This window comes from Micromonospora sp. NPDC050795 (genome assembly GCF_044456785.1).
Classification (GTDB): Bacteria; Actinomycetota; Actinomycetes; order Mycobacteriales; family Micromonosporaceae; genus Micromonospora.
The window spans coordinates 14,585-40,186 of sequence record NZ_JBITGE010000050.1 but is presented as its reverse complement, the minus strand read 5'-3'; the positions used below and the strand labels follow the sequence as shown (position 1 = coordinate 40,186).

Annotated in this window: 22 protein-coding genes; 2 read left to right on the top strand and 20 right to left on the bottom strand. The window is 72.0% G+C overall.

The window, feature by feature from the left end; translation table 11 throughout:
• Positions 1-309: 309 nt before the first annotated feature.
• The 6 genes from ACIBEF_RS29940 to ACIBEF_RS29915 all read right to left on the bottom strand — a co-directional run bounded on the left by ACIBEF_RS29940 (position 310) and on the right by ACIBEF_RS29915 (position 7,373).
• The gene (locus tag ACIBEF_RS29940) at positions 310-786 is read right to left on the bottom strand and encodes a heme-degrading domain-containing protein (protein ID WP_357233235.1); all 477 of its coding nucleotides are present in this window, start codon (positions 784-786) and stop codon (positions 310-312) included.
• 48 nt (positions 787-834) lie between these two features.
• Positions 835-2,295, bottom strand: coding sequence for an SDR family NAD(P)-dependent oxidoreductase (locus ACIBEF_RS29935; RefSeq protein WP_396796672.1), 1,461 nt, complete (start codon positions 2,293-2,295; stop codon positions 835-837).
• A gap of 193 nt (positions 2,296-2,488) precedes the next feature.
• Entirely contained in the window at positions 2,489-3,394 is a 906-nt protein-coding gene (locus ACIBEF_RS29930; protein ID WP_396796671.1) for a siderophore-interacting protein, read from the bottom strand.
• Positions 3,395-3,419: 25 nt separating this feature from the next.
• Positions 3,420-5,519, bottom strand: coding sequence for an iron ABC transporter permease (locus tag ACIBEF_RS29925; protein WP_396796675.1), 2,100 nt, complete (start codon positions 5,517-5,519; stop codon positions 3,420-3,422).
• A 5-nt stretch (positions 5,520-5,524) separates the two neighbouring features.
• Positions 5,525-6,508: an ABC transporter substrate-binding protein gene (locus tag ACIBEF_RS29920; protein ID WP_396796670.1), complete on the bottom strand. Its 984-nt coding sequence runs from the start codon at positions 6,506-6,508 to the stop codon at positions 5,525-5,527.
• A 31-nt stretch (positions 6,509-6,539) separates the two neighbouring features.
• The gene (locus ACIBEF_RS29915) at positions 6,540-7,373 is read right to left on the bottom strand and encodes an ABC transporter ATP-binding protein (RefSeq protein ID WP_396796669.1); all 834 of its coding nucleotides are present in this window, start codon (positions 7,371-7,373) and stop codon (positions 6,540-6,542) included.
• Between the two features lie 113 nt (positions 7,374-7,486).
• Here ACIBEF_RS29915 and ACIBEF_RS29910 point away from each other — a divergent pair, with 113 nt between their 5' ends.
• A complete protein-coding gene (locus tag ACIBEF_RS29910) occupies positions 7,487-10,666 on the top strand; it encodes a BTAD domain-containing putative transcriptional regulator (protein WP_396796668.1) in 3,180 nt (1,059 codons plus the stop codon).
• Positions 10,667-10,668: 2 nt separating this feature from the next.
• Here ACIBEF_RS29910 and ACIBEF_RS29905 read toward each other — a convergent pair whose 3' ends face one another.
• Positions 10,669-11,496, bottom strand: a complete 828-nt coding sequence (locus tag ACIBEF_RS29905; protein ID WP_357260846.1) for an ABC transporter permease — start codon at positions 11,494-11,496, stop codon at positions 10,669-10,671.
• On the bottom strand, positions 11,493-12,473 hold the full coding sequence (locus ACIBEF_RS29900; RefSeq protein WP_396796667.1) for an ATP-binding cassette domain-containing protein: 981 nt from the start codon (positions 12,471-12,473) through the stop codon (positions 11,493-11,495). Before ACIBEF_RS29900 ends, ACIBEF_RS29905 begins: the two co-directional genes overlap by 4 nt.
• Before the next feature lie 297 nt (positions 12,474-12,770).
• Here ACIBEF_RS29900 and ACIBEF_RS29895 point away from each other — a divergent pair, with 297 nt between their 5' ends.
• Positions 12,771-13,712, top strand: a complete 942-nt coding sequence (locus ACIBEF_RS29895; protein ID WP_396796666.1) for a hypothetical protein — start codon at positions 12,771-12,773, stop codon at positions 13,710-13,712.
• 31 nt (positions 13,713-13,743) lie between these two features.
• Here the strand turns inward: ACIBEF_RS29895 and ACIBEF_RS29890 are convergent, their stop codons facing one another.
• The 12 genes from ACIBEF_RS29890 to ACIBEF_RS29835 form a co-directional block, all read right to left on the bottom strand.
• Positions 13,744-14,208, bottom strand: a complete 465-nt coding sequence (locus ACIBEF_RS29890) for a GNAT family N-acetyltransferase (protein WP_396796664.1) — start codon at positions 14,206-14,208, stop codon at positions 13,744-13,746.
• Positions 14,209-14,554: 346 nt separating this feature from the next.
• On the bottom strand, positions 14,555-15,358 hold the full coding sequence (locus tag ACIBEF_RS29885; protein ID WP_357260852.1) for a methyltransferase domain-containing protein: 804 nt from the start codon (positions 15,356-15,358) through the stop codon (positions 14,555-14,557).
• Positions 15,359-15,409: 51 nt separating this feature from the next.
• Positions 15,410-16,180 (bottom strand): ABC transporter ATP-binding protein, encoded by a 771-nt coding sequence (locus ACIBEF_RS29880; protein WP_355010079.1) that lies wholly within the window; start codon positions 16,178-16,180, stop codon positions 15,410-15,412.
• Complete coding sequence (locus ACIBEF_RS29875) at positions 16,180-16,923, bottom strand: ABC transporter ATP-binding protein (RefSeq protein ID WP_396796662.1); 744 nt, start codon at positions 16,921-16,923, stop codon at positions 16,180-16,182. Before ACIBEF_RS29875 ends, ACIBEF_RS29880 begins: the two co-directional genes overlap by 1 nt.
• Positions 16,920-17,939 carry a branched-chain amino acid ABC transporter permease gene (locus ACIBEF_RS29870; protein ID WP_396796660.1) on the bottom strand — a complete coding sequence of 340 codons (1,020 nt, stop codon included), beginning with the start codon at positions 17,937-17,939 and terminating at the stop codon, positions 16,920-16,922. Before ACIBEF_RS29870 ends, ACIBEF_RS29875 begins: the two co-directional genes overlap by 4 nt.
• A complete protein-coding gene (locus ACIBEF_RS29865; RefSeq protein ID WP_366609533.1) occupies positions 17,936-18,832 on the bottom strand; it encodes a branched-chain amino acid ABC transporter permease in 897 nt (298 codons plus the stop codon). Before ACIBEF_RS29865 ends, ACIBEF_RS29870 begins: the two co-directional genes overlap by 4 nt.
• Positions 18,829-20,022, bottom strand: a complete 1,194-nt coding sequence (locus tag ACIBEF_RS29860) for an ABC transporter substrate-binding protein (RefSeq protein WP_357198683.1) — start codon at positions 20,020-20,022, stop codon at positions 18,829-18,831. Before ACIBEF_RS29860 ends, ACIBEF_RS29865 begins: the two co-directional genes overlap by 4 nt.
• A gap of 53 nt (positions 20,023-20,075) precedes the next feature.
• Positions 20,076-20,480: a roadblock/LC7 domain-containing protein gene (locus ACIBEF_RS29855; RefSeq protein ID WP_030490280.1), complete on the bottom strand. Its 405-nt coding sequence runs from the start codon at positions 20,478-20,480 to the stop codon at positions 20,076-20,078.
• A 16-nt stretch (positions 20,481-20,496) separates the two neighbouring features.
• Positions 20,497-22,671: a nitrate- and nitrite sensing domain-containing protein gene (locus tag ACIBEF_RS29850; RefSeq protein WP_396796659.1), complete on the bottom strand. Its 2,175-nt coding sequence runs from the start codon at positions 22,669-22,671 to the stop codon at positions 20,497-20,499.
• Positions 22,672-22,689: 18 nt separating this feature from the next.
• The gene (locus ACIBEF_RS29845) at positions 22,690-22,896 is read right to left on the bottom strand and encodes a hypothetical protein (RefSeq protein ID WP_396796658.1); all 207 of its coding nucleotides are present in this window, start codon (positions 22,894-22,896) and stop codon (positions 22,690-22,692) included.
• Positions 22,897-23,146: 250 nt separating this feature from the next.
• Positions 23,147-23,629 (bottom strand): helix-turn-helix transcriptional regulator, encoded by a 483-nt coding sequence (locus ACIBEF_RS29840; RefSeq protein WP_357233695.1) that lies wholly within the window; start codon positions 23,627-23,629, stop codon positions 23,147-23,149.
• Positions 23,630-23,892: 263 nt separating this feature from the next.
• Positions 23,893-25,185, bottom strand: a complete 1,293-nt coding sequence (locus tag ACIBEF_RS29835; protein WP_396796656.1) for a cytochrome P450 — start codon at positions 25,183-25,185, stop codon at positions 23,893-23,895.
• Positions 25,186-25,602: the final 417 nt, after the last annotated feature.

Sequence of the window (25,602 nt, the reverse complement as noted above, 5' to 3'; positions counted from 1 at the left end):
ACCCGCCTGGCTCCACGCCTACAATCACCACCGCCACCACACCGCAATCGGCGGCCCACCCGCCAGCCGCGTCCCCAACCTCTCTGGACAGAACAGCTAGGGCCTGTTTCATACGGGCGGTCGAGCCGAGGCGGAGTCCGGGCGGCGATCCGGCAGGGCGCGGTTTCGTCCGGATACCGTTGTCGTATCCGGACGAAACCGCAACGCCGCCGGTCGTCGTCCGGGCCCGCCGCAGGCCGGCCAGTTCTATGAAACAGGCCCTGGAGTGAGTGACCCGGCGGCCTCGCCTGCGAGGCCGCCGGTAACGCCCTATCGGGGGAGCTTGCGGAGGATGTCGACCACGAAACGGTGGTCGTCCAACTGCGGCAGCCCGGAGACACCGACCCAGCCCACCACACCGGTGCCGCGCACGCGCAGGGGTACCGCGCCCCCGGCCGCCGCGTACCGCGAGGCCGGCAGACCGAACCGCTCGGCCAGCGTCACCTGCTTGTCCTGACACAGCCGGGCCATGTAGAGCGAGGAGTGCTCGAAGCGCATCACCACCCGCCCCTTGCGGCGCAGCCACGCGTCGTTGTCCGCCGTCGACCCCGGCAGGCCACAGTGGAACAGCTGCCGCCCGGCCCGCCACACGCCCACCGAGACCGGCAGCCGCTGCTCGGTCGCGGCGGCGACGGCGAGCATCCCCAGCTCGTACGCGTCGGTCTCGGACAGGCCCGCGAGCTCCAGCTCGTTCTCCTCGCGCAGCAGCTCGTCGAGCGTCGGCCACGAATCACGGTCAGCTGACATGTTCTTCTCCTTGTTGGTGCGGGCGATCATCCTCGTCGCTCGGGGCGATCACCAGGCGCAGGGCGCGTAGTCCTTCAGGAAACAGCCGTACAGGTCCTCGCCCTGCTCGCCGCGGACGATCGGGTCGTACACCCGGGCCGCGCCGTCGACCAGGTCCAGTGGGGCGTGGAAGCCCTCGTCGGCCAGCCGCATCTTCGTCGGGTGGGGGCGTTCGTCGGTGATCCAGCCGGTGTCGACGCTGGTCATCAGGATGCCGTCGGTCAACATCTCCTCGGCGCTGGTACGGGTCAGCATGTTCAGCGCGGCCTTGGCCATGTTGGTGTGCGGGTGCCCCGGCCCCTTGTAACCGCGGCCGAACTGACCCTCCATCGCCGACACGTTCACCACGTACTTGCGGCGGGCCGACGCGGCGGCCATCGCCGGGCGCAACCGGCTGACCAGCACGAACGGCGCGGTGACGTTGCACAGCTGCACTTCGAGCAGCTCGACCGGGTCCACCTCCTGGACCCGCTGGACCCAGCTGTTGACCGAGTCGAGGTCGGGCACGAGCCCGCCGGCGTCGATGGCGGTGGACGCCGCGATCCGTTCCGGCGAGGCCGAACCGCTGGTCAGTGCCAGCGCGGTGAGCGCGTGCGGAGTGAGCGCCGTCGACTGTGGGCCGGCGGTCAGGGTGCCCACCGGGCCGCCCTGCGCGTCCGGCTTGGCGAACGTGATCAGCTCCGGCAGCGGACCGTCCGGCAGGGCCGCGGCCTCGGCGGCGATGAGCTGCGCGTACGCCCCGGGGGACCGGCGGACGGTCTGCGCCGCGTTGTTGATCAGAATGTCGAGGGGGCCCTGGCTGCTGACGTCGTCGGCGAGGGCGATCACCTGGGCGGGGTCGCGCAGGTCGATCCCGACGATCCGCAGCCGGTGCAGCCAGTCGGCGCTGTCGGGCATCGCGGCGAAACGGCGGACCGCGTCGTGCGGGAACCGGGTCGTCACCGTCGTGTGCGCGCCGTCGCGCAGCAGCCGCAGCGCGATGTACATGCCGATCTTGGCCCGGCCGCCGGTGAGTAGCGCACGCCGGCCGGTCAGGTCGGTGCGGGCGTCACGGCGCTCACGATTCAGCGCGGCGCAGGACGGGCAGAGCTGGTGGTAGAAGGCGTCCACCTCGCGGTAGCGCTGCTTGCAGACGTAGCAGCCGCGCGCATTGTGCAGGAAGCCGGCCGTCTCGCCCGCGGCGGAGGACGCGAGCGGAATGCCCTGCGTCTCGTCGTCGATCCGCCCAGGAGCGCCGGTGGCCGTGGCCTCCGTCACCGCGCGGTCGGCGGCGAGGATGGCGTCTCGCCGCTCCTCCCGCCGCCGCTGCTTGATCACCTTGTAGAGCCGGGCGGTGGCCCGCTGCACCTGCACCACGTCGGGGTGGTCGGAGGGCAGCGCCTCCAATGCCTCGAAGACGCTGAGGCAGGCCTCCAGCCGGCTTCGGTCAATACCCTCTTGACCGTTTTCGGTAATGTTGTCCACCGTCATGCGTCGTTGTCTCGTCCCGTATCCCGTGCCGGCTCCAGCCGGCCCGCCCCAAGTCCGACCCGAAACGGTACGCGCCTCACTGGCTCCGACGCACCTCGCGGCCGCCCGGCGTGGTGCGCCTCGCGGCGCCAGGGCGTGTGTCAAAGTCCTCGGTCGAGCCGTCGCAGGCCGGCCAGGGGCTTCGACACACGCCCTAGGCGGCGTCGGAGTGACCGAGACGCCAGTAGCCCATGAAGGCCACCGCCCGCCGATCCAGACCCCGCTCGGCGACCAGGTGCCGGCGCAGTTTACGGATGACGCCGGCCTCCCCGGCCAGCCACGCGTAGAGCGGCGCCGAGGCCACCTGCTCGGGCACCTCCCACAGGATCTCGGTGTCCACGTCGACGTCCGGCACGGGCTGGGCGGCCGTCGACGCGCCGGGGGCCAGCAGCTCCCCGGCCGCGGCGACGACGGCGGGCACCAGCCGGTTGCCGTACCCGTCGGCGCCCCGGGCCAGCCAGCGGACCTCGACGCCGGGCGGTGTGAGCAGCGGCAACACGTCGGCGGCGTCGGGCACCTCCAGCACGACAGTGCCCCGGGCGTCGAGGGGGAGCCGCTCGCAGATGCTGCTGATCGCCGGTACGGCGGTCTCGTCCCCGGCCAGCAGCAGGGTGCTGCCGGTGGACTGTCGAAATTCGACCCCGCCGTGGTTGCCGTCGAAGCCGGCATCCGGCCCGACCAGGGCGATCTCGTCGCCGACGCTGGCCCGCCGCGCCCAGCGCGTCGCCGGGCCACTGTCGCCGTGCAGCACCAGGTCGACGTCGACCTCGGCCAGGTGCGGGCGGACCGCCCGTACGGTGTAGGTGCGGATCGGGTTGCGCAGGTGCTCGGGCAGGGCCCGCCACGTCGCGTACCAGTCCGCGCCGTCCGGCAGGGTCGCCCGGTCCTGACCGGGCAGCGGCAGCGCCAGCTTGATCCGCTGGTCGTAACCGTTGTCGGCGAAGCGGTCCAGGTTCGCCCCGGTGAAGGTCACCCGGGTGAAGGACGGGCTCAGGCGGCGTACCGCGCAGACGGTGACGGCGAACACGCGCCACGGGGCGATGGGCAGGGTCTCGGTCATGGTGCCTCTCTCGACTCGGGCGGCTCTACCGGGTGGCGCTCGCCTTGGAGCGGGAGCGCCACAGCAGCCAGACGAAGTACGGGGTGCCGATCATGGCGGTGACCAGGCCGGCGGGGATCTGGGCCGGCGCGATGACCGTCCGACCGAAGGTGTCGGCGATGCTGACCAGCGCCGCGCCGAGCAGGGCGGCCACCGGGAGCACCCGGGAGTGCCGGCCGCCGACGAGCGCCCGCGCGGCGTGCGGGGCGACCAGACCGACGAAGCCGATGACCCCGACGGCCGAGACGGCGGTGGAGGTGAGCAGCGCCGCCGCGCCGAGCGCGATCAACCGGGTGCGTTCCAGTCGGACGCCCAGCACGCGGGGGGTGTCGTCGTCCAGCGCCATCAGGTCGAGCTCCCGGCGGGCGGCGACAACGGCCGGGGTGAGCACCAGCAGGGCGATCGCCACCGGCAGCACCTGGGTGGGCGTCCGACCGTAGGTGGAACCGGACAGCCAGGTCAACGCCTTCCCGGTGTTCCACGGGTCGAAGGCCACGACCAGGTAGGTGATGACCGCCATGCCGCCCTGCCAGGCGCCGAAGCCGATCAGCACGAGTCGGTCGGAGCTCAGCCCGCCGCGCCAGGCCAGGCCGTAGACCAGGGCGAATGCCAGCATCGCGCCGAGGCCGGCGACGCCGGAGACCGCCCACACCCCGGCCAGCGGCACGAAGGTGAGCAGGGAGACCGCGCCGAGCCCGGCGCCGGCGGTGATGCCGAGGATGCCGGGTTCGGCCAGCGGATTGCGGCAGACCGCCTGCACTGTGGTGCCGGCTACCGCGAGCGCCGCGCCGGCCAGGACCGCCGCGGCGACGCGCGGCCACCGCTGGTCCAGCACGAAGGTGTACGCGGGCCCGGTGCTGCCGTTGACCCAGTTGACGACGTCACCGAGCAGCACCCAGGTGTCACCGGCGAGCATGCCGACCGCCACCGCGCAGACGGTCAGGGCGGCGGTGACGGCGACGACGCCGCGGTGGAAGGCGGCGGAGCGGACGGCCGCGTGCCCGCCGGGCGGACGACGGGTGGGGCCGGCGTCGCGGTGCCGGCGGGCCAGCCAGATGAGGATCACCGCGCCGAACAGGGTGGTGACCACGCCGGTGGGGATGTCGACCCCGGCCTGCCCGCCCATCACGGCCCGCAGCAGCACGTCGGAGCCGAGCACGATGATGACCCCGACGATGCCGGACAACGGCAGCAGGACGCGGTGCCGGTGCACGCCCGGCACCACGGGGGCGAGCAGCCTGACGATCACCGGTGCGCACAGGCCGACGAAGCCGACCGGGCCGGTGAGGGTGACGGCCGCGGCGGAGAGCAGTACGGCCAGCACCATGACGGTGAGCCGGGTGCGCCGAACGTCGAGGCCGAGCACTGTGGCGGTGTCGTCACCGAGGGCGAGGATGTCGAGTCGGTGCCCGAGTAGCACGAGCACGATGGCGGCGCCGACGATCACCGGGGCGAGTTGGGTCAGCGCGGTGAGGTCGCTCTGCACGAGCGAGCCGTTCCCCCAGGCGAACAGCCCGATGGTTGCCTGCTCGAACAGGAGAAGCAGCAGGGTGGTCACCGACCCGAGGGCCAGTGCGGTCGCCGAGCCGGCGAGGATCAGCCGGGTGGTGCCGGCCTGCCCACCGGAGGACATCGCCATCACCAGGCCGGCGGCGGCAAGCCCGCCGCCGAAGGCGAGGCCACCCGCGGGCAGCGCGGGCAGTGAGACGCCGAACGCGGCGACGGCGACGATCGCCAGGTGGGCGCCCGCGTTGACCGCGAGGGTGTCGGGGGACGCGAGCGGGTTGCGGGCGATCGACTGCAACGCCGCCCCGGCGAACCCGAGCGCCACGCCGATGGCGAGCCCGGCGAGCAGCCGGGGCAGGCGGGACGCGATCAGGACGCGGGCCGCCTCGTCGTCGGCGCCGGTCGCGAGCCGCAGCAGGTCGAGGGCGCCGACGGTCGAGGTGCCCTGGGTGAGGTGCACCGCGCCGACCACGAGCAGCAGCAGGATCGCGGCGACGAAGACGACGGCGATGCGGGGCACGGCCAGGCGTCCGCCCGGAGCCGGCCGGGTGGCCGGCTCCGGGCGTGGGGGCGCGTTCAGCACACTCACACCGTGTACGTCTTGACGAGTTCGTCGATGTACTGCTTGCCGGAGAGCGGGCCGCCGAAGGTCCAGATGCCGTTGGGCATCTTGTGCAGGTTGCCCTTCTGCACGAAGGGCAGCGACTTCCAGATGGCGTTGCCGGCGAGACCGTCGGCGAACACGTCGTCGCCGTCGGAGGCGTTGTAGAAGAGGTGCATGTCCGGGTCCTTGAGGACCGTCATGCCCTCGACGTCGGTCTGGCCCAGGCCCCACACCTCGTCGGTCTTGCCGGTCCAGGCGTTGGTGAGGCCGAGTTGGATGCCGATCTGGGAGACCAGCGCGCCCTTGCCGAACATCCGGATGCTGACGGTGCTGCCCTCCTTCCAGCCGTCGGCGATGGCGAACGGTCGGCCGGCGGCACCCGCGTCGGTGATCTTCTTCTTGCCGTCGGCGATGGCCGCGTCGAAGTCGGCGAGCAGCTTCTCCGCCTGCGCGGTCTTGCCGACCGCCTTCGCGATCATGGTGAGGTCGGTGCGCATCCGGCCCAGGTTGTCGGTGGCGTCACTGCCCTTGGCGACCACGACGGGGGCGTACTTCTCCAGCTGACTGACCATGTTGGCGCCCCGGTCGTCCTCCATCACGATGAGGTCGGGCTGGAGGGCGACGATCGAGTCGACGCTGGGCTCGCCGCGGGTGCCGACGTCCTTGACGCCGGGGTCGAGCTTCGCCGAGGTGACCCAGGTGCCGTAGCCCTTCGGGTCGGCCACGCCGACCGGCATGACGCCCAGGCTGACCAGCATCTCGACCTCACCCCACTCGAGACCGACGACCTTGGTCGCCGGGGCCTTGAGGGTGATTTCCTTGCCCCGGCTGTCGGTGAGGGTGACCGGCCAGCCGGCGGCCGAGGCGGAGGTCTCGGGAGTGGCGGTCTTCTCGGTCGTGCCGCAGGCGCCGAGCGTCAGCGCGGCCACGACGGCGATGAGGGCGGTGAAACGGGTACGGGTCATGACGGTCTTTCTCTGCTGTGGATGGGGGTGTTCAGACCAGGGCGCGGATCTGGTGCCGCCCGACCGGGCGGGTGGTGACCAGTCCGCTGACCGGATCGGTGGTCACCTCGATGCGGATCCCGTAGGTCTCGGTGAGGGCGTTCTCGGTGAACACCGTCGCCGGGGTGCCGGTGGCGCGGACCCGGCCCTGCTGCAACAGGACCACCTCGTCCGCCACCGCGGCTGCCTGGTTGAGGTCGTGCAGTACGACGCCGACGGCGACGCCGTGATCGTCCGCGAGGTCACGGACCAGGTCGAGGATCTCCACCTGGTAGCGCAGATCGAGGAACGTGGTGGGTTCGTCGAGGAGCAGAACCGGGGTGTTCTGGGCGAGGCAGGTGGCCAACCAGACCCGCTGCAACTCGCCTCCGGAGAGTTCGTCGACGGGACGGTCGGCCATCGCGGCCACGCCGGTGACGTCCATGGCGCGTGCGATGGCGGCGGGGCCGTCCGGGTCCTCGGTGCGCCAGCGCCCCCGGTAGGGGTGGCGGCCGTAGCCGACGACGTCGCGGACGGTGACGCCGCTGGGCACCGGCCGGCTCTGGGCGAGCAGGGTGACCCGCCGGGCGAACTCCCGGGCCGCGAGGCTGGCGGCCGTGACGCCGTCGGCGAGGTGCACGGTTCCGGCCTCGATCGGGTGCAGCCGGGCCAGGGCCCGCAGCAGTGTGGACTTGCCGCTGCCGTTGGGCCCCACCAGTGCGGTGACGGCACCCGCGCGGAGGTTGATCGCGGCACCGTGAACCACCGGCACACCGTGATAGCCCAGACGGAGGTCGACGCCGGACAGGCTGCGCTCCCCGTTGACCGACGCCAACTCGTTCTGCATGAGGTTAGGCTAACCTAACTGAATGACGGTCTGTCAAGCCGGTCGCGGGGCCGTGACCGGCCGGACGGACCGGTGCTCGTCGGGCCCGTGCGCGCGTGGGGGATGCTGGGTCCGTGCACATCTCGACCCTCGGCCCACTCGCCGTCGACGGCAAGCCCGTTCGAGGTGAACGGCTCGCGGCGGTGCTCCGCGCGCTCGTCGACGCGCGGGGGCGGGCGGTCTCCGTGAGCCTGCTCGTCGACGCCGTCTGGGACGGCGTGCCGCCCGACGACGCGACCGGCGCCGTCCAGGCGCTCGTGTCCCGGGTGCGTCGCCTCGGGCTGCCCGTGGTCGCGGTGCCCGGCGGCTACCGGCTGCCCGCCGACGAGATCACCGTCGACGCGGTCGAGGCGCGCGCACTCGTGGAACAGGCAGGCACCGTCCTCCGGTGCGGTGACGTCCGTGCCGCCCGCATCCTGGCCGATCAGGCCCGGGCCCTGTTCCCCGAGGTGCCCGAGTTGGTCAGCGCCGAGGACACCCGCCTGTTCGCCGAGGTCGCCGCGCTGCGGGCGCAGGCGGCACTCGCCGGCGCGGGCCCGTACGACGAGGTCGACCTGGGCCGACTCGCCGCGCGGACACCGCCGGACGAGCCGTCCGCCGCCCTGCTCGTCCGGGTACTCGCCGCCCAGGGACGGGAGGCGGAGGCGCTGGAGGTGGTCGAGCGGCTGCGCGCCGACCTGGCCGACCGCTACGGCACCGACCCGTCACCCGTGATCACGAGCGTCCACCTGGCGTTGTTGCGCGGCGAACTCACCGCACCGCCCGTCTCGGCACCGCCCCGGCAACAGGCGCGGATCACGCTGCCCGCCGCGTGGCGCCGCCCCATGGCCGCCCTCGTCGGGCGGGAGCGCGACGTCAATGCCGTCACCGACGCGCTCGCCGAGGCACCCGTCGTGACGGTCGTGGCAACCGGCGGGGCGGGCAAGACCCGGCTCGCCGCCGAGGTGGCCAGGCGTACGGCAGCGGGTGGGCGGGCGGTCCGCGTGATCGAACTCGCTGGTCTGCGCTCGCCCGACGAGGTGCTGCCCACTGTGCTCGCCGCGTTCGGCGGTGCGGACACCACGGCGACCGGCGGCAACCTGGGCCTGGAGCGGCGGGTCCTCAGCCCCGAGGAGCGGCTGCGCGCCGTGGCGCCGGACCTCGACGGGCTGGTGGTGCTGGACAACTGCGAGCACGTGCTCGACGCGGTGGCCGTCGTCGTCGCGGACCTGGTCGCGGCATCCTCGCCGGAGGTCGCGGTGCTCGCGACGAGCCGCGCCCCACTGGGCCTCGTCGGCGAGCTGGTGCACCGGCTGACCGCGTTGCCGGACGCCGACGCGCTCGCGCTGGTCGAGTCCCGCGCACGGGCCGGTGGCGCCGTACCGACGTGGGACACCGAGCGGGCGCTCGCCCTGTGCCACCGGCTCGACAACCTGCCGTTGGCCCTCGAACTGGCCGCCGCACGACTGCGGCACATGCCGATCGACGACGTGCTCGCCGGGCTGACCGACCGGTTCGCGCTGCTCGACGACGCCCTGCGCGGCCTGCCCGAGCGGCACGCGAGCCTGTGGGCGCTCGTGGACTGGAGCAGGGAACTGCTCGCCGAGGCCGACCGCGACCTGCTCCAGCGGGTCGCTGTCATCCCCGCGCCGTTCACCGCGGACCTCGCCGCCGCCGTCGCGCAGGCCCCGGACGTCCGTCGCGGCCTGGCGACCCTCGTCGAGCAGTCCCTGTTGACCCTTGTCGAGGGAGACGGCCCGCCGCGCTACCGCATGCTCGAAACGGTCCGTGAGTACGGCGAGGCCCGGCTGGACGCGGCGGGTGCCCGGGATCAGGCGATGGCCGGCCTGGTCAGCTGGGCGCGGGAGCAGGCCGTCGCCCTGGCCGCCCGCTTCATCGGCCCCGGTCAGGTCGAGGCACTGCACCGTTGCGCCGCCGAACAGGACAACCTGGTCGCGGGCCTGCGGTGGGCGATGGGAGCGGACGACGAGCCCGCCGCCGTCGATGTCGCCACCGCGCTGTTCCACCTTTGGTCGGTGCGGGGCCTGCACCTGGAGGTCCTCGCCTGGGCGCGCGGGCTGCTGCACATGGACGACCCGCAGCGGCGGCTGCGTTCGGCGATCCTGCGCGGCGCGGCGAGCGGCCGGCCACTGCCCAACGCCGACCGGCTGGCCTGGACGTGCGTGGTGATCAGCGTGAACGCCGGCGTCAGCGGCGACCTGCGGCCCGCCGTGCTCGCCCGGCGGGCGCTGCGGACGCTCCAGACCGAACGCGCCGGCGAGGTGTCGTCCCGGCTGACCGCTCTCGCGTCGGCGCTGCCCGGCTTCGACGCGTCCGATGTGGAGCAGAGCCTGAAGTGCGCGACCGAGATGGTCGCGCACCCGGACCCGTACGTGCAGGGGCTGGGGCTGTTCGCGCGCGCGGCGGTACGGGAGAACAGCGGCCTGCCGGAGGCGTCGATCAGCGACGCCGAGCAGGCTTACCACCGCTTCGAGGCCGCCGGCGACCACTGGGGCATGGCGATGGCTGCGGGTGCGGTCGGGCAGTTCCTGGTCCCGGGCGGGGATGCCCGGTCGGCCGAGTGGCTGACCCGCAGCGTCCGACACATGGAGTTGGTCGGCGCCACGCAGGACGCGCGGTCGATCCGGGTACGGCTGGACGTGCAGCTCGCCCTGACCGGCGACGCGGAGGCGGAGCGGCGACTGGGCGAGACGGCCGCGCTGGGCCAAGCCGAGCAGATCGACGCCGCGCAGGCGCTGCTCGGCCTGGCGCACCTCGCCTGGCAGCGTGAGCGGTACGACGAGGCGCTCGCCCGCGCCGACGAGGTGACCCGTGTCCTCGCCGGCTGGGTCGGACCGCAGCCACAGCCGCGCGTGATGCTCCGGGCCACGGCGGCGATCATCTACCTGCGGGTGGCCCAGGTGGGGCGGGTGTCGGGCACCCACGCCACCATCCAGGCGGCCACCCTGCTGTCGCTCGCCCGCGAGGATGCGCTGACCTCACGGGACCTGCCGGTGATCGGGGCGTGGGCGTCGGGCGGCGCGGAGCTCGCGGCCTACCGGGGTGAGGTCGACACCGCCCGCGAACTGGCCGTACTCGCGAAGCGGATCGGCACCCAGATCGAAATGTTCTTTCCCTTCGAGAACGGCGAACGGCTCAACGCCATCCTCGGGAAGGAGGAACAGCGTGAGCCGTTGCATGCCGCGTGGCGCGAGCGGGCACCCGCCGCGGCCGTCAGCCGGATCCGCGAGCTGATGGACGACCTGCTCGCGTAGGGTCAGATCTTCTTCCGGTACGCCCGCAGCGCCAGCGGCATGAACACCGCGACGAAGCCGGCGCACCAGGCGAGCGTCCACCACACGTGGTTGTCCAGTGGGGTGCCGAGGAACAGCCCGCGCACCGACGCCACCAGGTGGGTCATCGGGTTGACGTCCACGAACGCCTGCATCCAGCCCGGCAGGGTGTCCGCGCCGACGAACACGTTGGACGCGAAGCTCAGCGGCATGATCAACGCGAACATCACACCCTGCACGGCACCCGCGGTCCGCACCTTCATCGACACCAGCACCGGCAGCCAGCTCAGGCAGAGCGCGAACAGCACCGCGAGCAGACACCCGGCGATGGCCCGGAACAGGTCGGTCTCGATCCGGAAACCCATCACGTAGCCGATCGCGAGGGTCGACACGGTGACGATCACGTACCGGACGACGTCGCCGAGGACCGCGCCGACCAGTGGGGCGGAACGGGGGATCGGCAACGACCGGAACCGGTCGAAGATGCCCTTGGCGATGTCGGTGTTGAGGTTGACGCCGATCGCGATGGCTCCGGTCGCGATCGTCTGCGCCAGGATGCCGGGCAGCAGGAACTGCAGGTAGTCGTGGGTCGAGCCGGCGACCGCGCCGCCGAAGACGTACACGAAGATGATGAGGAACAGCACCGGTTGCAGGGTGACGTCGATGAGCGCCTCGGGCGTACGCCAGGTCTTGATGAGGCTGCGTTTGGCGAGTGCCAACGAGTGCCGGACCAGCCGGAACGGTCGCGGGTGCGCGGTGATCGTCGACAGCGCCCGGTTCCGGGTGGGTGGTGCGTCGGTCAGAGTGCTCATGCCGCGACCTCCGTGGGGCGGGTGGTGTCGTCTTCCGATGCCGTACGCCCCGTGAGGGTGAAGAACACCTCGTCGAGGCTTGGCAGGTGCAGGGAGAGTTCGGTGACCGCGATGCCGGCCGTGGCGAAGCGCGCGACGCTCTCGGTCAGGGCCGTGTCGTCGGTGACCGGCACCGCGAGGACGCCCTTGCGGATCTCGTCGGCCTGCGCGCCGGAGCCAACCTGGGTCAGGATCTCCGCGGTACGCGGCAGGTGCGCCGGGTCGGACGGCCGGACCTCCAGGGTCTGCCCGCCAACCACCCGCTTGAGCCCGTCAGGGGTGTCGTGTGCGATCACCCGGCCGTGGTCGATCACCGTGATCGCGTCGGCGAGCGCGTCGGCCTCCTCCAGGTACTGCGTGGTGAGCAGCACCGTCGAGCCGTTGTTGACAAGCGTTCTGACCACGCCCCACATGTCCTCGCGTTTGGCCGGGTCGAGCCCGGTCGTCGGCTCGTCCAGGAAGATCACGTCGGGCGAGCCGACGAGGCTGGCGGCCAGGTCCAGCCGTCGCCGCATGCCGCCGGAGTAGGTCTTGGCCTGACGGTTCGCGGCATCGGTCAGGTCGAACCAGTCGAGCAGCTCGGCGGCCCGCCGCCGCGCGCCGCTGCGCCCCAGCTCCAGCAGGGTGCCGAACAGCTCCAGGTTCTGCCGACCGGTCAGGTCCTCGTCGACCGAGGCGTACTGGCCGGTCAGTCCGATGCTCTGCCGAACGCGTTCGGCGTCCCGTACCACGTCGAAACCACCGATCCGGGCGGTTCCGCCGTCCGGGGTCAGCAGGGTGGAGAGGATGCGGACGGCGGTGGTCTTACCGGCGCCGTTGGGGCCGAGCACCCCGAGCACCGTCCCCCGGGGCACGGCGAGGTCCACGCCCTGCAGCGCCCTCGTCTTCCCGAACGTCTTCACGAGGCTCTCGGCCTCGATCACCAGGTCAGCTGTCATGCGTACAGCATGCGCGGGCCCGCTGACACCGCCCCGACACGCCACCGACATCGGCTGACACGGGCTGACACCACACTCGTCGAGGGGAGGGCGGCCGGGGTGTGCGCGTCCACACCGACGGCCGGCGCCACGATATGCTGGCCACGGCAGAGCGCCTGCCAGCGCCCGATGTGGTGGCCCACGCCCGACCACATGCTTGGGGCCAAGAGTCTCCGACTCCGCGCCGATGTGTCGACTCTCGGCGTGCCGGTCACGCCGTCCGTTCGGTGGAGTGCGTGGGCCTGCACCGGAGGCGTCATGTCTGATCCCACCCCCCGACGGACCCCGGCCCCGGGCCGCGCCCGCAAACGCGCCATCCGGGAACACGCAGCGCGGGTTGGCGTTGCCTACTCGGAGGCGGCCCGGCAGCTCGAGTCGGTCGGCCTTCGGCCCGGCGAAACCCTTTCCCGGTACGGGCGGACGATCTATCCGATCGGGTTCGACCCGCATCGCCAGCAGCTCGTCGAACGCCGTGAGCGGCGGTCGTTCGAGGAGCGGGTGTCGGACACCAGGCGGGCCGCGGCCCTGCCTCATGGCCGTGCGCGGCACCTCGTCGAGCGGTTCCCGCCCAGCCGTGGGCGTACCGGCAGCGGGGTCGGCTCGCTCTATCACGGCGACGGCCGCGAGGAACTGCTCGCCATGCTGTTCATCGTGATCGTGGCCGAGTCGCCGGGATTGCTGCCGGAGGTGGGCGACCTCGCCTGGATCGCCGAACTCGGCGAGGACACCGCACTCGACACGGCGTGCGCCGACATCGACAGGGAGGCCCGCCGCCTGCTCGACCAGGAGCCACTGGCCCTCTGGTCACGCATCCAACAGGCGCTGACCGTGGCCGGACGCAGCGTCGACGGGCAGGTCCGCCAGGAGGCGATCCGGCAGAGCGCGCTGTTGGGCACGATGATGACCCCGCGTCTGGGATACGCGGGCGAGCCGTACGTTCCGGGGTTGCCCGTCGCCGGGGTCCGGCAGATCCTCGACGCGCTGCTGATCGTCGCCGACGACGGACACGCGCCGGGCACCCGGGTACGCCTGCTCACGCCGCCGCACCACGGGCGGTCAGCCACCATCATCGGTGCCCTTTGGGGTTCGTCCGGTCCGCCGGTGGGTTATCTGGTGTGGCTCGACGGAGCGACGGCGCCGCTGTCAGCCCGCCCCGACCACCTGATTGTGCTGGCCGACCAGGAGACCGTTCCGCGCTGAGCCGGGGCGGTCTGGACCACTGTCGCAGGGATCAGACGACGGTCAGGCGGAAGACCTGCCGGGAACCGCCCTCCGGACCGGGTTCGACGGCCTCGGCAGCGGTGAAGCCGAGGCGCTCGTAGAAGGCACGCGCACCGCTGACGCTGGCACCCGGGTGATCGGCGCCAAACGTGACCACTTCGACGGGGCCTTCGCCCGGCACGAACCTGCGCATGGCCGCTGTCATGAGTGCACGACCAACACCCTTCCCGCGCGACTGCTCAGCAACGACAAGCCAGTGGACGTGGTGGGTCGGGGCTTTCGCCGTGAACAACAATCCACCCAGGAGATCGGGTCCGGAGGCGACAGCAACGATCGCGGTGGACCGACGAATGTGCCGGCGTACCGCCTCGTGGAAGCCGCGATCCTCAACCATGGGGCCGAACCAGCACTCGACCTGGGCCGCCAGGCCGAGGAAGCCGTCGAAGTCCTGCTCTCCGGCACGTCTGACGAACACCCGGTCAGTCTGACAGCAACACCATCGCGTCACTGTCCATCAACCCTGCCCCACGAGACCGGCCCGCCCCCATGCCGCGATCTTGCACTTTCTGTCCCGACATAAGGGTCGTTCCACGCGTATCGACTACCGAAACTGCAAGATCGGCGGGCGTGGGGCGTGGGGCGTGGGGTGTGGGGTGTGGGGTGTGGGGTGTGGGGTGTGGGGTGGCCGGGCTCCCTTGTGGGGGAGCCCGGCCGGTGCGGTCGGCGCCGTCGTAGAGCTGTCCGGGGCGAAGCGGGGGGAGGTGCTGCGCACGGGAGAGGTACGGACGGCGTGACCGCGCTCCGCGCGGTGGTCCGCGTGCTCAGCTCGGCAGGCGGCCCCGCGTGGAGACGAAGTGGTACGACATGACGGCGAACCCGGGGTCGCGGAGCAGCCGTCGGAAGGCGTTCAGTTGCTGGGGCGACAGCCCGGCGGCCAGCAGGTCCGGTTCCAACTGGCGGGAGTTGGTCTCGTAGAGCGACGTTCCGGTCGACCCGCCGGCCCAGCTCTGCGAGTGGGTGATGGTGTCCAGGTCGGTCAGACCGGCGAGGGCCATCTCGGTGTGGACGTCCTGCGCCCATCCCAGGTCGGCGCCGTGGTCCTCCAGGACACCCATCATGGCGTCCATGACCTGCGCGAAGAGCTTCGCGGCGTCGTCGCTGGGCGCGGTCAACACCCGCTGCGGCGCGGTGCAGTCGAACTCCTCGACCACCAGCCACCCGCCGGGCGCCAGCGCGCCGGTGAGGGTACGCAGGACCCGTCGGCGATCGGGAAGGTGCAGCAGCACCAGCCGGGCGTGGATCAGGTCGAACGCGTCCCCGGGTGGCGGTTCGGTGCGCACGTCGTGCTGGCGTACGTGCAGGTTGCCCTCGGCCACCAGGTGTGTGGGGTCGATGTCGGTGGCCAGCACGTGCCCGTCGTCGCCGACCGCGCGGGCCATCCGCCGGGCCATCGAGCCGCCACCGGCCCCGACCTCCCAGCAGGTCGCGCCGGGCTCCAGCACCGGGCGGGCCAGCCGACGCGTCGTGATCGGATCCAGGAAGGACTCCAGCGCGTGCATCTGGGGAACGGCGTCCGGTGCGCCGTTGTCGAAGGTGTACGTGTCATCGCTCGTAGCGGTTGTCATCGGTGTCTACCTCTCCGTGAAGGGTCGGGTGACTCGAGAAGGGTCGGGTGACTACGGGGTGTCGGCCCAGAGCCGAGGGGTCGCTCTGTTGGCCGGGGGCGGCGCAACGGCGGCGACGCTCAACATCGCCGCCAGTGGGGCCGGATCGCGGCGGGCCTCCGCGGTCGGCCGGTCGTAGACCACCCGGCCGTACTCCAGCACCGCCACCCGGTCCGCGAGTTCGATGGCGTACTGGAGTTGCTGTTCCACGAGCAGCACTGTCAGGCCGTCGGCGGCGAGACCGTTGACGAGTTCGCGGACCCGCGCCGCCAGATCGGGCGAGAGCCCCTCACATGGTTCGTCGAGCAGCAGCACCCGGGGTTGGCCGAGTAGCGCACGGGCTATCGCCAGCATCTGCTGCTCGCCGCCGGAGAGTTCGCAGCCGCGGTGCCGCAGCCGGACCGCCAGCCTCGGCAGCAACTCCAGGGTGCGGGCGACCGTCCAGCCTTCGCCGCCGGAGGTGGGGGCCCGCCACGGCGCGGCCGCCAGGTGCAGGTGCTCGGCCACTGTCAGCCGGGAGAAGACCCGTCGGCCCTGCGGGACGAGACCGACGCCGGACTGGGCGATGCGATGCGGTTGTCGTCCGGCGACGTGCACGCCGCCGATCTCGATGCGACCGCTGGACGCCCGCACCAGCCCGGCGATGGTGTGCACGAGCGTGCTCTTGCCCGCCCCGTTGCGGCCCACCACGGCCTGGATGCTGCCTGGGCGAACCCGCAGGCTGACCTCGTGCAGGACGATTCCCCCGCCGTAGCCGGCGCAGAGACGATCCACAGTGAGCATCAGGCCACCCCGTCGGCGTAGGCCTGCCGCACCAGCGGCGAGGTACGGATCTCGTCCGGTGTGCCGGCGGCCAACGTTTGACCGTCGCGCAGCACCGTGACCGTGTCGGAGAGGGCGTACACCAGGTCCAGTCGGTGTTCGACCAGCAACACGGCGACCGCCCTGGGCAGTGCCTGGAGCACCTCGACCAGCCGGCCGACCTCGACGGCGGACAGCCCGGCCGCCGGTTCGTCGAGGAGCAGCAGGCGGGGGCGGCCGGCCATCGCCATCGCGATCTCCAATTGGCGTCGTTGCCCGTGGGCGAGGTGCCCGGCGGGCACCGTCGCGACGGTACTGAGCCCCATCTGGTCCAGCAGCGGGCCGACCAGGCGCTCTGCGGCGCGTCGACGGCCGCCCGGCCGCCACCGGCCGCCCGGAATGATCCGTGGCAGCGCGGCCACCACGACGTTCTCCGTCGCGGTGAGCGTCGGGAAGACCGCGGGTCGTTGGTGGATGCGGTTGATGCCCCTCCGGGCCCGGGCCGCCGGGCCGAGTCGACCGACGTCCCGTCCGTCGAACCGCACCGTGCCGCGTTGTGGCCGGGTGGACCCGCCGAGGACGTTGAGCAGGGTCGTCTTGCCGGCCCCGTTCGGACCGATCAGCGCGTGCCGCTGGCCGTCGTGGATGCACAGGTCCACGCCGTCGAGTGCGGCCAGCGAGCCGTACCGCACGCTGATCTTCTGGGCTTCCAACAGGCCGGTCATCGGTGCAGCTCCGCAACCTCGGCCTGGTCATGGGCGGCTGGCTGGTCCGGCGGTGGCGTCGCGGCGCCCGGTGGGCGCAGCCGACCCCGGGCCCGGTTGACGCCGGTGGGCAGCAGGTAGACCGTCGCCACGAACAGCGCGCCCAGCACCAGTGGCGCATGGCCGGGCAGCACCCCGAACAGCCAGTCCCGGACGGCGATGACCAACGCCGCACCCACCAGCGCGCCACCCACCGAGGCGGTGCCACCGATGACGACACCGAGCAGCAGCAGCGCTGACGTGTCGAAGCCGAAGTCGGCGGGGGAGATGTACTGCTGGGCGACGACCAGGAGCGAGCCGGCGGCGCCGGCGATCGCCCCGGCGGCGATGTGTGCGCCGGACAGGTGCAACGCCACCCGGCGACCGCTGGCCCGCAACCGCGTCTCGTCGTCGCGGCCGGCACGCAGCACCAACCCCGCCCGGGTACGCAGCAGCACCAGCACCGCGCCGACCAGCGTGGCCACGACGACCAGGGCGTACAGGTAACGGGCCTGGTCGTTGGCCAGGGCCGGGAGCCCCCAGAACGGGCGGACCGCGGGGATGCCGGCCAGCCCGTCCGTGCCACCGGTCACCGACCGCCACCGCCCCAGGTGGATGACGACGAGTTCACCGATGGCCAGGGTGATCATCAGGACGATCACCCCGCGGGCGTGCACGACGAGCGGCACGGTGAGCGCGGCCAGCAGCGCCCCGGCGGCCGCCGCGACGACGAGCTGCACGACGCCGACGTCGGAGACTCGGCTGCCGACCACGGCGCAGGCGTACGCGCCGGCCGCGTACGGCGCGGTCTGGCCGAGGGTGGGCATGCCGGCGACGCCGGTGAGCAGGGCCACGCTCACCCCGACCAGGGCCAGCGCCAGCGTCCGGGCGAGGATCGCCGTGGTGTAGTCGTCGACCACCCAGGGCGCCACGACCAGGCCGACCAGGACGAGCGCCGCGATGCCGCCTCGAACTCGCCGGATCACCTCGCCCCTCATGCCGCCCTCCACCTGCCGGCCAGGCCACGCGCCCGCACGGCCAGCACGGCCGCCATGGCGGCGAACAGCAGAAACGGTGCGGCGGACGGCAGCAGCGCCACGCCCAACGTCTGGATCTCGCCGATCGCGAGCGCGGCCAGCAGGGTGCCTGCCATCGACCCGAGGCCACCGAGGACGACCACCACCAGGGAGAGCAGCAGCACCGTGTCGGCGGTGCCGGTGCCGGGGCCGATGATGGGCGCTCCCAGGACTCCGGCCGCGCCGGCCAGCGCGCCGGCGGCGGCGAGCACACCGGCCCGGATCCGTGCCGGACTCACGCCGAGACAGGCGACCATCTCCGGGTCGTCGACCGCCGCCCGGACCAGCATCCCGGCCCTGGTGCGTCGTACCACCAGGTAGAGGGCGGCGGCGAGCACCGCCGCGACGACGATGAAGACCAACCGGTACGCGGCGTAGCGGTGACCGGCGACCATCACCGACCCCTCCAGGGCTGCGGGCACCTGGACCTGCGGGTTGTCGGGCCCGAAGCCGGCGACGAGCAGGCTGCCGCCGGCCAGCGCCACCCCGAACGTCAGCAGCGCCTGACTCAGGTGATTGCCGGTGGCGACCGGTGTGAGCAGGCCGGCCAGGAGCACCCCCGTCGCGGCGGCGGCCAGCACACCGACCGTCAGCGCCAACGCCAGGCTCACCCAGCCGCCGTCGAGCAGCGCCGCGGCGGTGTACCCGCCGATCGCGTAGAGCAGGCCGTGCGCCAGGTTGAGGATGTTGGCGACGCCGAAACAGAAGACCAGGCCCGAGGCGGCGACGAACACAAGCAGCCCGTAGGCGACTCCGTCCAACGCCGGGATCAGGTACGGGTCGATCCGGTTCGTGCCGGCCGCCACCACTATCACCGGCCGACGGTCGCGAGGTCGCCCACGACGGTGTTGGACAGCGCCCGGCCGTCCTGGCGGACCTGCCGCAGGTACCACTTCTGCACAGGAGAGTGCGTGGTGGTGGAGAACTGCCAGGTGCCACGCGGGCTGGCGATCTGGCCGAGTTGGCCGATGGCCGTGTTGATGGCCTCGGGGGTCGGGTCGTTTCCGGCCGCGCCGATCGCCCGGTCGAGCACCGCCGCCGCGTCGTACGAAGCCAGCGCGTAGGTCGTCGGCGAACCGTCGTGCTTCGCCTTCCACGCGGCCACGAAGGCGCGGTTCTCCGCGTTGTCGAGGTCGGGCGAGTAGTTGAGCACCGAGTAGATGTCCCGGGCGGCCTCGCCCTGCGCGTTGAGCACACCGCCCTCGGTGAGGAACCCGGCCGCGTACAACGGGATGTCCTTGATCTCGGACTGGGCGTACTGCTTCACGAAGTCGACGGCGGCGCTGCCGGCGTAGAAGGTGTAGACGGCTGCCGCGCCGGAGGCCTTGATGCGGGCGAAGTACGGCAGGAAGTTGGTGGTGGCCGGGAACGGAGTGAAGGTCGTCTTGCCGTCGGCGTTCGCGAGCTTCCCGCCGATCTTGCCGAAGGCGTCGGTGAAGCCGCGCAGCTCGTCCCAACCGCCCTGGTAGTCCGGGCCGATCGCGTACACGGAGCCCTTGACGTTGTCGCGGACGTGCTGGGCGATCGCCGCCCCGGGCTCGTCGGAGAGGTACGAGGTGTGCCAGACCCGGGAGACGTCCTTGAGCTCCGGCCGGCCGTTGGAGCCGACCAGTGGCACCTTCGTCTCGTTGAGCAGAGGGGTGACGCCGGCGACCGAGCCGCCACCGACGATGCCGGTGAGCGCGGACACCCGGTCCTGCTTGAGCAGCTTGGTCGCCGCCGGGACGGCGGTCTGCGCGCCGTTGCCCTCGTCCGCGACGACGAGGTCGACCTGCCGGCCGCCCAACTTGCCGTCGTGGGTGTCCAGGTAGAGCTGGAAGCCGTCGCGGATCTCCGTGCCAACAGCCTGGTACGTCCCGGACAGCGACGCGAGCAGGCCGATCTTTATCGAGCCGCCGGCGCTCGTGCCCGGAGCGTCGTCGCCGCAGGCGGTGCTGGTGGTCAGCACGGCGGCGAGCAGCGCGGCGGTGAGGGCACGGCTGCGCCAAGGCGTGGTGAGAGGCATGTCTAACTCCAGAGGAAGGGGAAGGGGTGTCCGGCGTGGGGGCGCCGGGTTGGTCAGCGGCTGCGGGCGAGCGCCGCCCGGGCTGCGGGGGTCAGCGCGTCCCCGATGCGGTTGGCCAGCTCGGTCATCTCGTAGGAGACCTTGCCCACGTCACACTCGGGCGCGGCGAGCACCAGCAGCGAGGCGCCGTCGTTGAAGGCCATGGAGAACATGAACCCGCCCTCGAGCTGGGTGACGTTCGAGATCACCGCGCCGGCGTCGAAGAAGGCCGCCGCCCCCCGCAGCAGGCTGACCAGCCCGCTACCCGTGGCGGCCAACTGGTCGGCCCGGTCCGGTGGCAGGTCGCGGGTGGCGGCCACCATCAGGCCGTCGCTGGAAATGGCGATCGCGTGGCTGACCTCGGTCGCGCGCGCCGCGAAATTGTCCAGCAGCCAGCCGAGATCCTGTTGGTCGGTCACGTGCTCTCCTGTCGCGTCATTTGTTACCGAGGTTGATCGGGGTACGCCGTCGGTTGGCCACGCCCCGCGCGTACGCGGCCATCGCCGTGGCCACCTGCGCCGGGTCGCGGTACTCGGACCGTTGCTGCTGCTGGGGCACTGTCACACCGCCGGGCACGAGGTGCCGTTGCGGCTGGCGTTTGGGCAGGCCGGAGTTGGTGGTCGTGGCGACCTCGGGGGTGTGGGCCTGGGCGGCGGTACGCCAGGCGTCGTCGGCGGGGCTGGACCACTGCTGACCGTTCTGGCCGTTCTGGCCGTCGACGACGTCGTTCTGGAACCAGTGGTTGACCTGTTCGAAGATGAGCAGCTCCTCGGTGGGCGCGTCACCCCGGTCCGGCGGTGGGGCAGCCGGTCGGAAGACCGGCGCGGCCGGCAGGGTCCGTTCGGTCGGCGGGCGGCCGGCGGTGGGCTCCGGGCGTGGCTGGTACGGCGGCGGCGGGGTGGGTGTGCGAGCTGCCCGCCGCGACAACCGGCCGGGTGCGAGCAGGTACTCCTCCGGTGGCAGCGACCGGATGATCGCCGCGGGCAGCGTGGCCTCGGCGAGGATGCCGCGTCGGGGGCCGCGTCGCAGTTGGACGGTGACGCCCAGCCGCGCCGCGAGCTGGCCCACGACGACCAGCCCCATCGCCCGTACGGCGGCCACGTCGATGGCCGGCGGGTGCGCCAGCAGTTCGTTGAGGTGTTGCATCCGCTGCGTGGACAGCCCCACGCCCTCGTCGCTGATCTGGACGATGACGCGGTCTCCCAGACTTCGGCCGCTCACCCAGGTCTCGCTGCCCGGCGGCGAGTACGTCGTGGCGTTGTCCATGAGTTCGGCGAGCAGGTGCACGACCTCGTCGACGGTCTTGGCGGCCACCGCGACGTCCCCGTCGATCATTCCGAGTCGGACCCGTGCGTAGTGCTCGATCTGGGACAGCGCTGCCTGGAGCACCTGCTGCAGCGGAACGTCGCGCTGGCGTACGCGCCCCACGCCGACACCGCCGAGCACCAGCAGGCTGGCGTTGATCCGGCCCATCCGGGTCGCCAGGTTGTCCAGTGTGTACAGCTGGTCGAGCCGGTCGGGGTCGGTCTCGTCCCGCTCGACCAGGTCGACCTGGGCCAGGACGGCGTCGACCAGTCGCTGTTCGCGGCGGCTCAGGTGGATGAAGATGTCGGCGGTGTTGGCGCGCATGACGGCCTGTTCGGCGGCGGTCCGCACGGCGGCCTGGTGCACGGCGCTGAACGCCTGCCCCAGTTCGCCGATCTCGTCGTCGCTGGACGGTTCGAGAGCGGCACTGGACTGCTGGTGGGCCAGCTTGTGTGGGTCGACGGCGGCGCTGCCGGGCTGTTGGAGTTGGGCCACCACGGCGGGGAGCTGTTCGAAGGCAACGGCGTTGGCCGCGTCCCGCAGCCGGCGCAGCCGTCGGGTGATCTGCCGTGCGACCGCCCAGGTCACCAACGCGGTCAGGATCAGGGCCAGGAGGACGCCGGCCGCCTCGGCGACGGCGCGGCGGCGCTGGTCGGCGTGCGCGGCCCGAACGTCGTCGCGGACCGCGTTGTCGACCTGGGCGCGCAGGTCGGCCAGCCGGGCGGCGCGCGTCTGGGTGGTGGACACCCAGTCGTCGGTTTCCAGTTTCAGTTGCGACCCCGGCTGGGCCCGGGCCACCTCGTCCTGCATCCGTTGCAGGGCCAGCGCCTCCTTGCCGGTGCCGGCCTGCTCCCACCAGATGCTCCAGTCGGGTGGGGCCAGGGCCAGGAACGACAGGCTCGACTCGGTGTAGCTGGTGCGGGCGGCGGTGATGTCCTGCTGCATGGCCGGGGTCAGTTCCCCGCCCGCGACGGCGCGCAGCACGGCCACCTGTTGTTGGCCGATGGCCTCGGCCGTCTTCGACAGCGCCGCCGAGGCCCGGATCCCGTCGGCGAGTGGGGCGTCCACCACGCCGTGTGAGACGTTTTCCCGGAAGTTGATGAGGTCGGCGATCGCGATGCGGTAGCTGAAGGTCATCGCCGACACCGACGCGTGCGTGGCGGTGCGCACCTGGGTGCGCAGCGGGGCGAGGCCGTCCAGGGCGGCGTCGATGCGCCGCAGGAGAGCCGCGCTGGTGCCGTTGTCGGTGGCCAGTCGGTCACGCTGCCCGCGGTAGCGGGCGACGGCGTCATCGGTGGCGGCCATCTCCACGCTGAAGGCGTCCTACTGCTCCGGCCGGGCGTAGGTGAGCAGGTCGGCGGCGGCGATGCGTTCGCGTTGCAGGCGGTAGGCCAGGTCGCCGGCCTCGGCACCGACCTTGGTCCGGACCTGCAGGTCGCTGGCGCGGGCCGTCTGGCGTGCGCTCTCGGTCAGTGCGAGACCGGCGAAGCCGATAACGGCGACGAGCGGGGCCGCGACGATGAGCCGCATCCGGCCGGCTATCTTCCAACCGCGTCGACGGGTCGGGTAGGGTCTGGCCGCGTGGGACCGGGTGCTCGACGCCAAGATTGACTCCCACGACTTCGATGACGGTCTATCCGCACGTTGCCGAATGCAAGTCCCATTCGGCCGGAAGCCGCGCTCATAGACCAGACCTGGCCGTGGTACAAACTGCCCGTACCAGTATCTGTACCCAACGTCAGCGACCGGTGACGCCGCGAGGTCGGGCTGGCTCGTCGGGTCAGCGCTGGTTGTCGAGGGGTTCGGCCGACGGGTGCCGCCGCTCCGGTTCGTCCGGTTCGGGTTGGCCGTTGAGCACCTGGCCGATCAGCTCACGCAGCTCGTCGATCGCGTCCACCACGGCGCCCGGGTCGCGGGCGTCACGCCGGCCGCGCTGACGCGGCACCTGCCGATCCAGTCGAGCCGGCTCCGGGGCGCGGGGGCCTCGGCGACCGTCGGCTGCCAACTGCTCGGCCGCGACCTGCGGCCACAGCGCGGCCAACTGGCCGCCGGTGCCGAGCACGTCGTCGCAGCGCAGGGCGAACTCGTGACTGCCGAACCGGCGGCCTGACTCGACCGCCGCGACCGTCTCCCGGCTGAACCGCACCAGGTCCGCCAGGGCCCGTTGGGTCAGACCCCGTTGGACGCGGCAGTCGCGCAACTCCCGTCGGAACCGCTGACTGGCCGCGGAGTGAGCCGAGCTCGACGGGGACGTGTGCTCCATGCGCTCACCTTCGTGGAACGGACATTCAGCGGCGGACGCCAGATCGAGATTGGCCGATGGGCCGAACATTCACAGAGGGCAATTCTTAACCCAGGAAGCGATGGGTGTGAAGACGTTCACCGGTATGGATCGTCGGGAAAGGCGGGAAAGGTTCTCGCCGGACCTGGTGCCAGCGCTGAGGCGCGCCGGGTGGGGTGGGCCGGCGCTGACCCACCCCACCCTCGACCCGTCCGCAGGTCAGCACCGCTGGAGCCGGTGCCCGCTCAACCCGCGCGTACTTCGGCCGTCGCGCCGTTCCGTGCCGCCGGCACGTCGGTGGGCGCCGGGACGCCGATTATCGCGAGCAGCGTGCGGTGCGCACGAAACGCGACATTGGGTTTGTACGACCGATGTTGCTCCGGTGACAACCTGAGCTCGGGAATGGCTTCGGCGAGCCGGCTGAGGGCGATTCCGGCTTCGAGTCGCGCCAGTCCAGCGCCGATGCAGAAATGTGGACCGTGGCCGAACGACAGGTGATTGCCCACATCGGCCCGGTGTGGGTCGAACCGATCCGGGTCATGGAACGCCGCCGGGTCCCGGTTCGCCGCGCCGATCAACAGCAGGCAACGCTCCCCGGCGGGGATCGTCACCGTCCCCACCGTGACATCGCGGGTGGTCACCCGCAGCCAGCCGTCGATGGCGGGCGCGAACCGGAGCGTCTCGCCCACGAAGGCGGGGACGAGCCCCGGGTCCGCGGTGATCGCCGACCAGCGCTGCGGAGCGGAGAGGGCCTGGTCGAGGGCGTGCGCGAGCAACCCGGCGGTGGTCTCGTGGCCCGCGACCAGGAGGTTGAAGGCAAGGCTCGCCACCTCGGGCACCGTCAGCACGCTGTCCTCGTCGTCCCGGTAGTCCAGGGCGCGGCTGATGAAGTCCTCGCCCCGGTGTCCACTGTCCACCCGCTGGCGGACCAGGTCCTCGCAGTAGTGCCAGAACTCCAGCAGGCCCTGGGCCAGGCGTACCTGCTCGGCCGGGTCGGGCTGGCCCCAGATGAGGGCGATCTGCCCGTCGGCCCAACTCCGGATCCGTCCGATGTCGGCGTCGGGAACCCCGAGGATGTCCAGGACCACCAGCAGGGGAAGCTCGGTCGCGAACTCCGGGATCAGGTCGACCTGGTCGCCCTGGCGGGCGGCGAGACGGGACACCAGCTGGTCAACCCGGCGTCGGACGATCGCGCCGTACTCCGCCTCGACCCGCTCGGCGGTGTTCGCGAAGGTCGCCCGCAGGGCACGCCGGGTACGCGGGTGCGCCGGTGGGTCCGCCGCGGCCGTCGTGGGTGGCGCGTCGATCTGCATGATGACGTTCAGCGCCGGTGGACACACCTCGTAGACCGGGGCGAGGGTGAGGGCGTTGGCGAATGTCGTGGCGTCGGCGAGGGCCCGTCGGACGTCCGCGTGCCGGCTGATCAGCCACAGGCCCAGATCCTCGGCGTAGTGCACCCCGGCGGGATCGTCGAGAATGCGCCGCCACATGCTTGCTGGATCGGTGAGATAGACCCCGGTAAACGGATTCAACCGCATGGAAAGCCTCCTGGTGCACGCGGCGCGAAACCGGCAGCGCTCCATTGGCGATCCACTTCAGCCGGGCCGATAATGGCGTGCATCTGCCTCTGACTCTTTACGGTGCGCTGGCCGGCCGCACAAGTCAAGATTGGTTATCGTCTATTTGTTGGTCGGCATAATTGCGTGTTGCAACAGCCGAGTGAATCTGGCCTGGTGCAAGTTGCGGCTCGGTGCTTGCCCTGAAGCCGACCCGGTCGGGCGGTGCAATCGACTCGCCGCTTTCGCTCATGATCGGGGAAACGACACCCGAGACGAGGAGTGACGCCGGGGTCCGGTCGCCGACCGCTGCCGAAGACCCTGGCGCTGTTGACATCGGTCGGCGGAGCCGGCCCCGCGACATCGTCCACGCCTCGCGGGGGTTCCGGTCCACGCCGG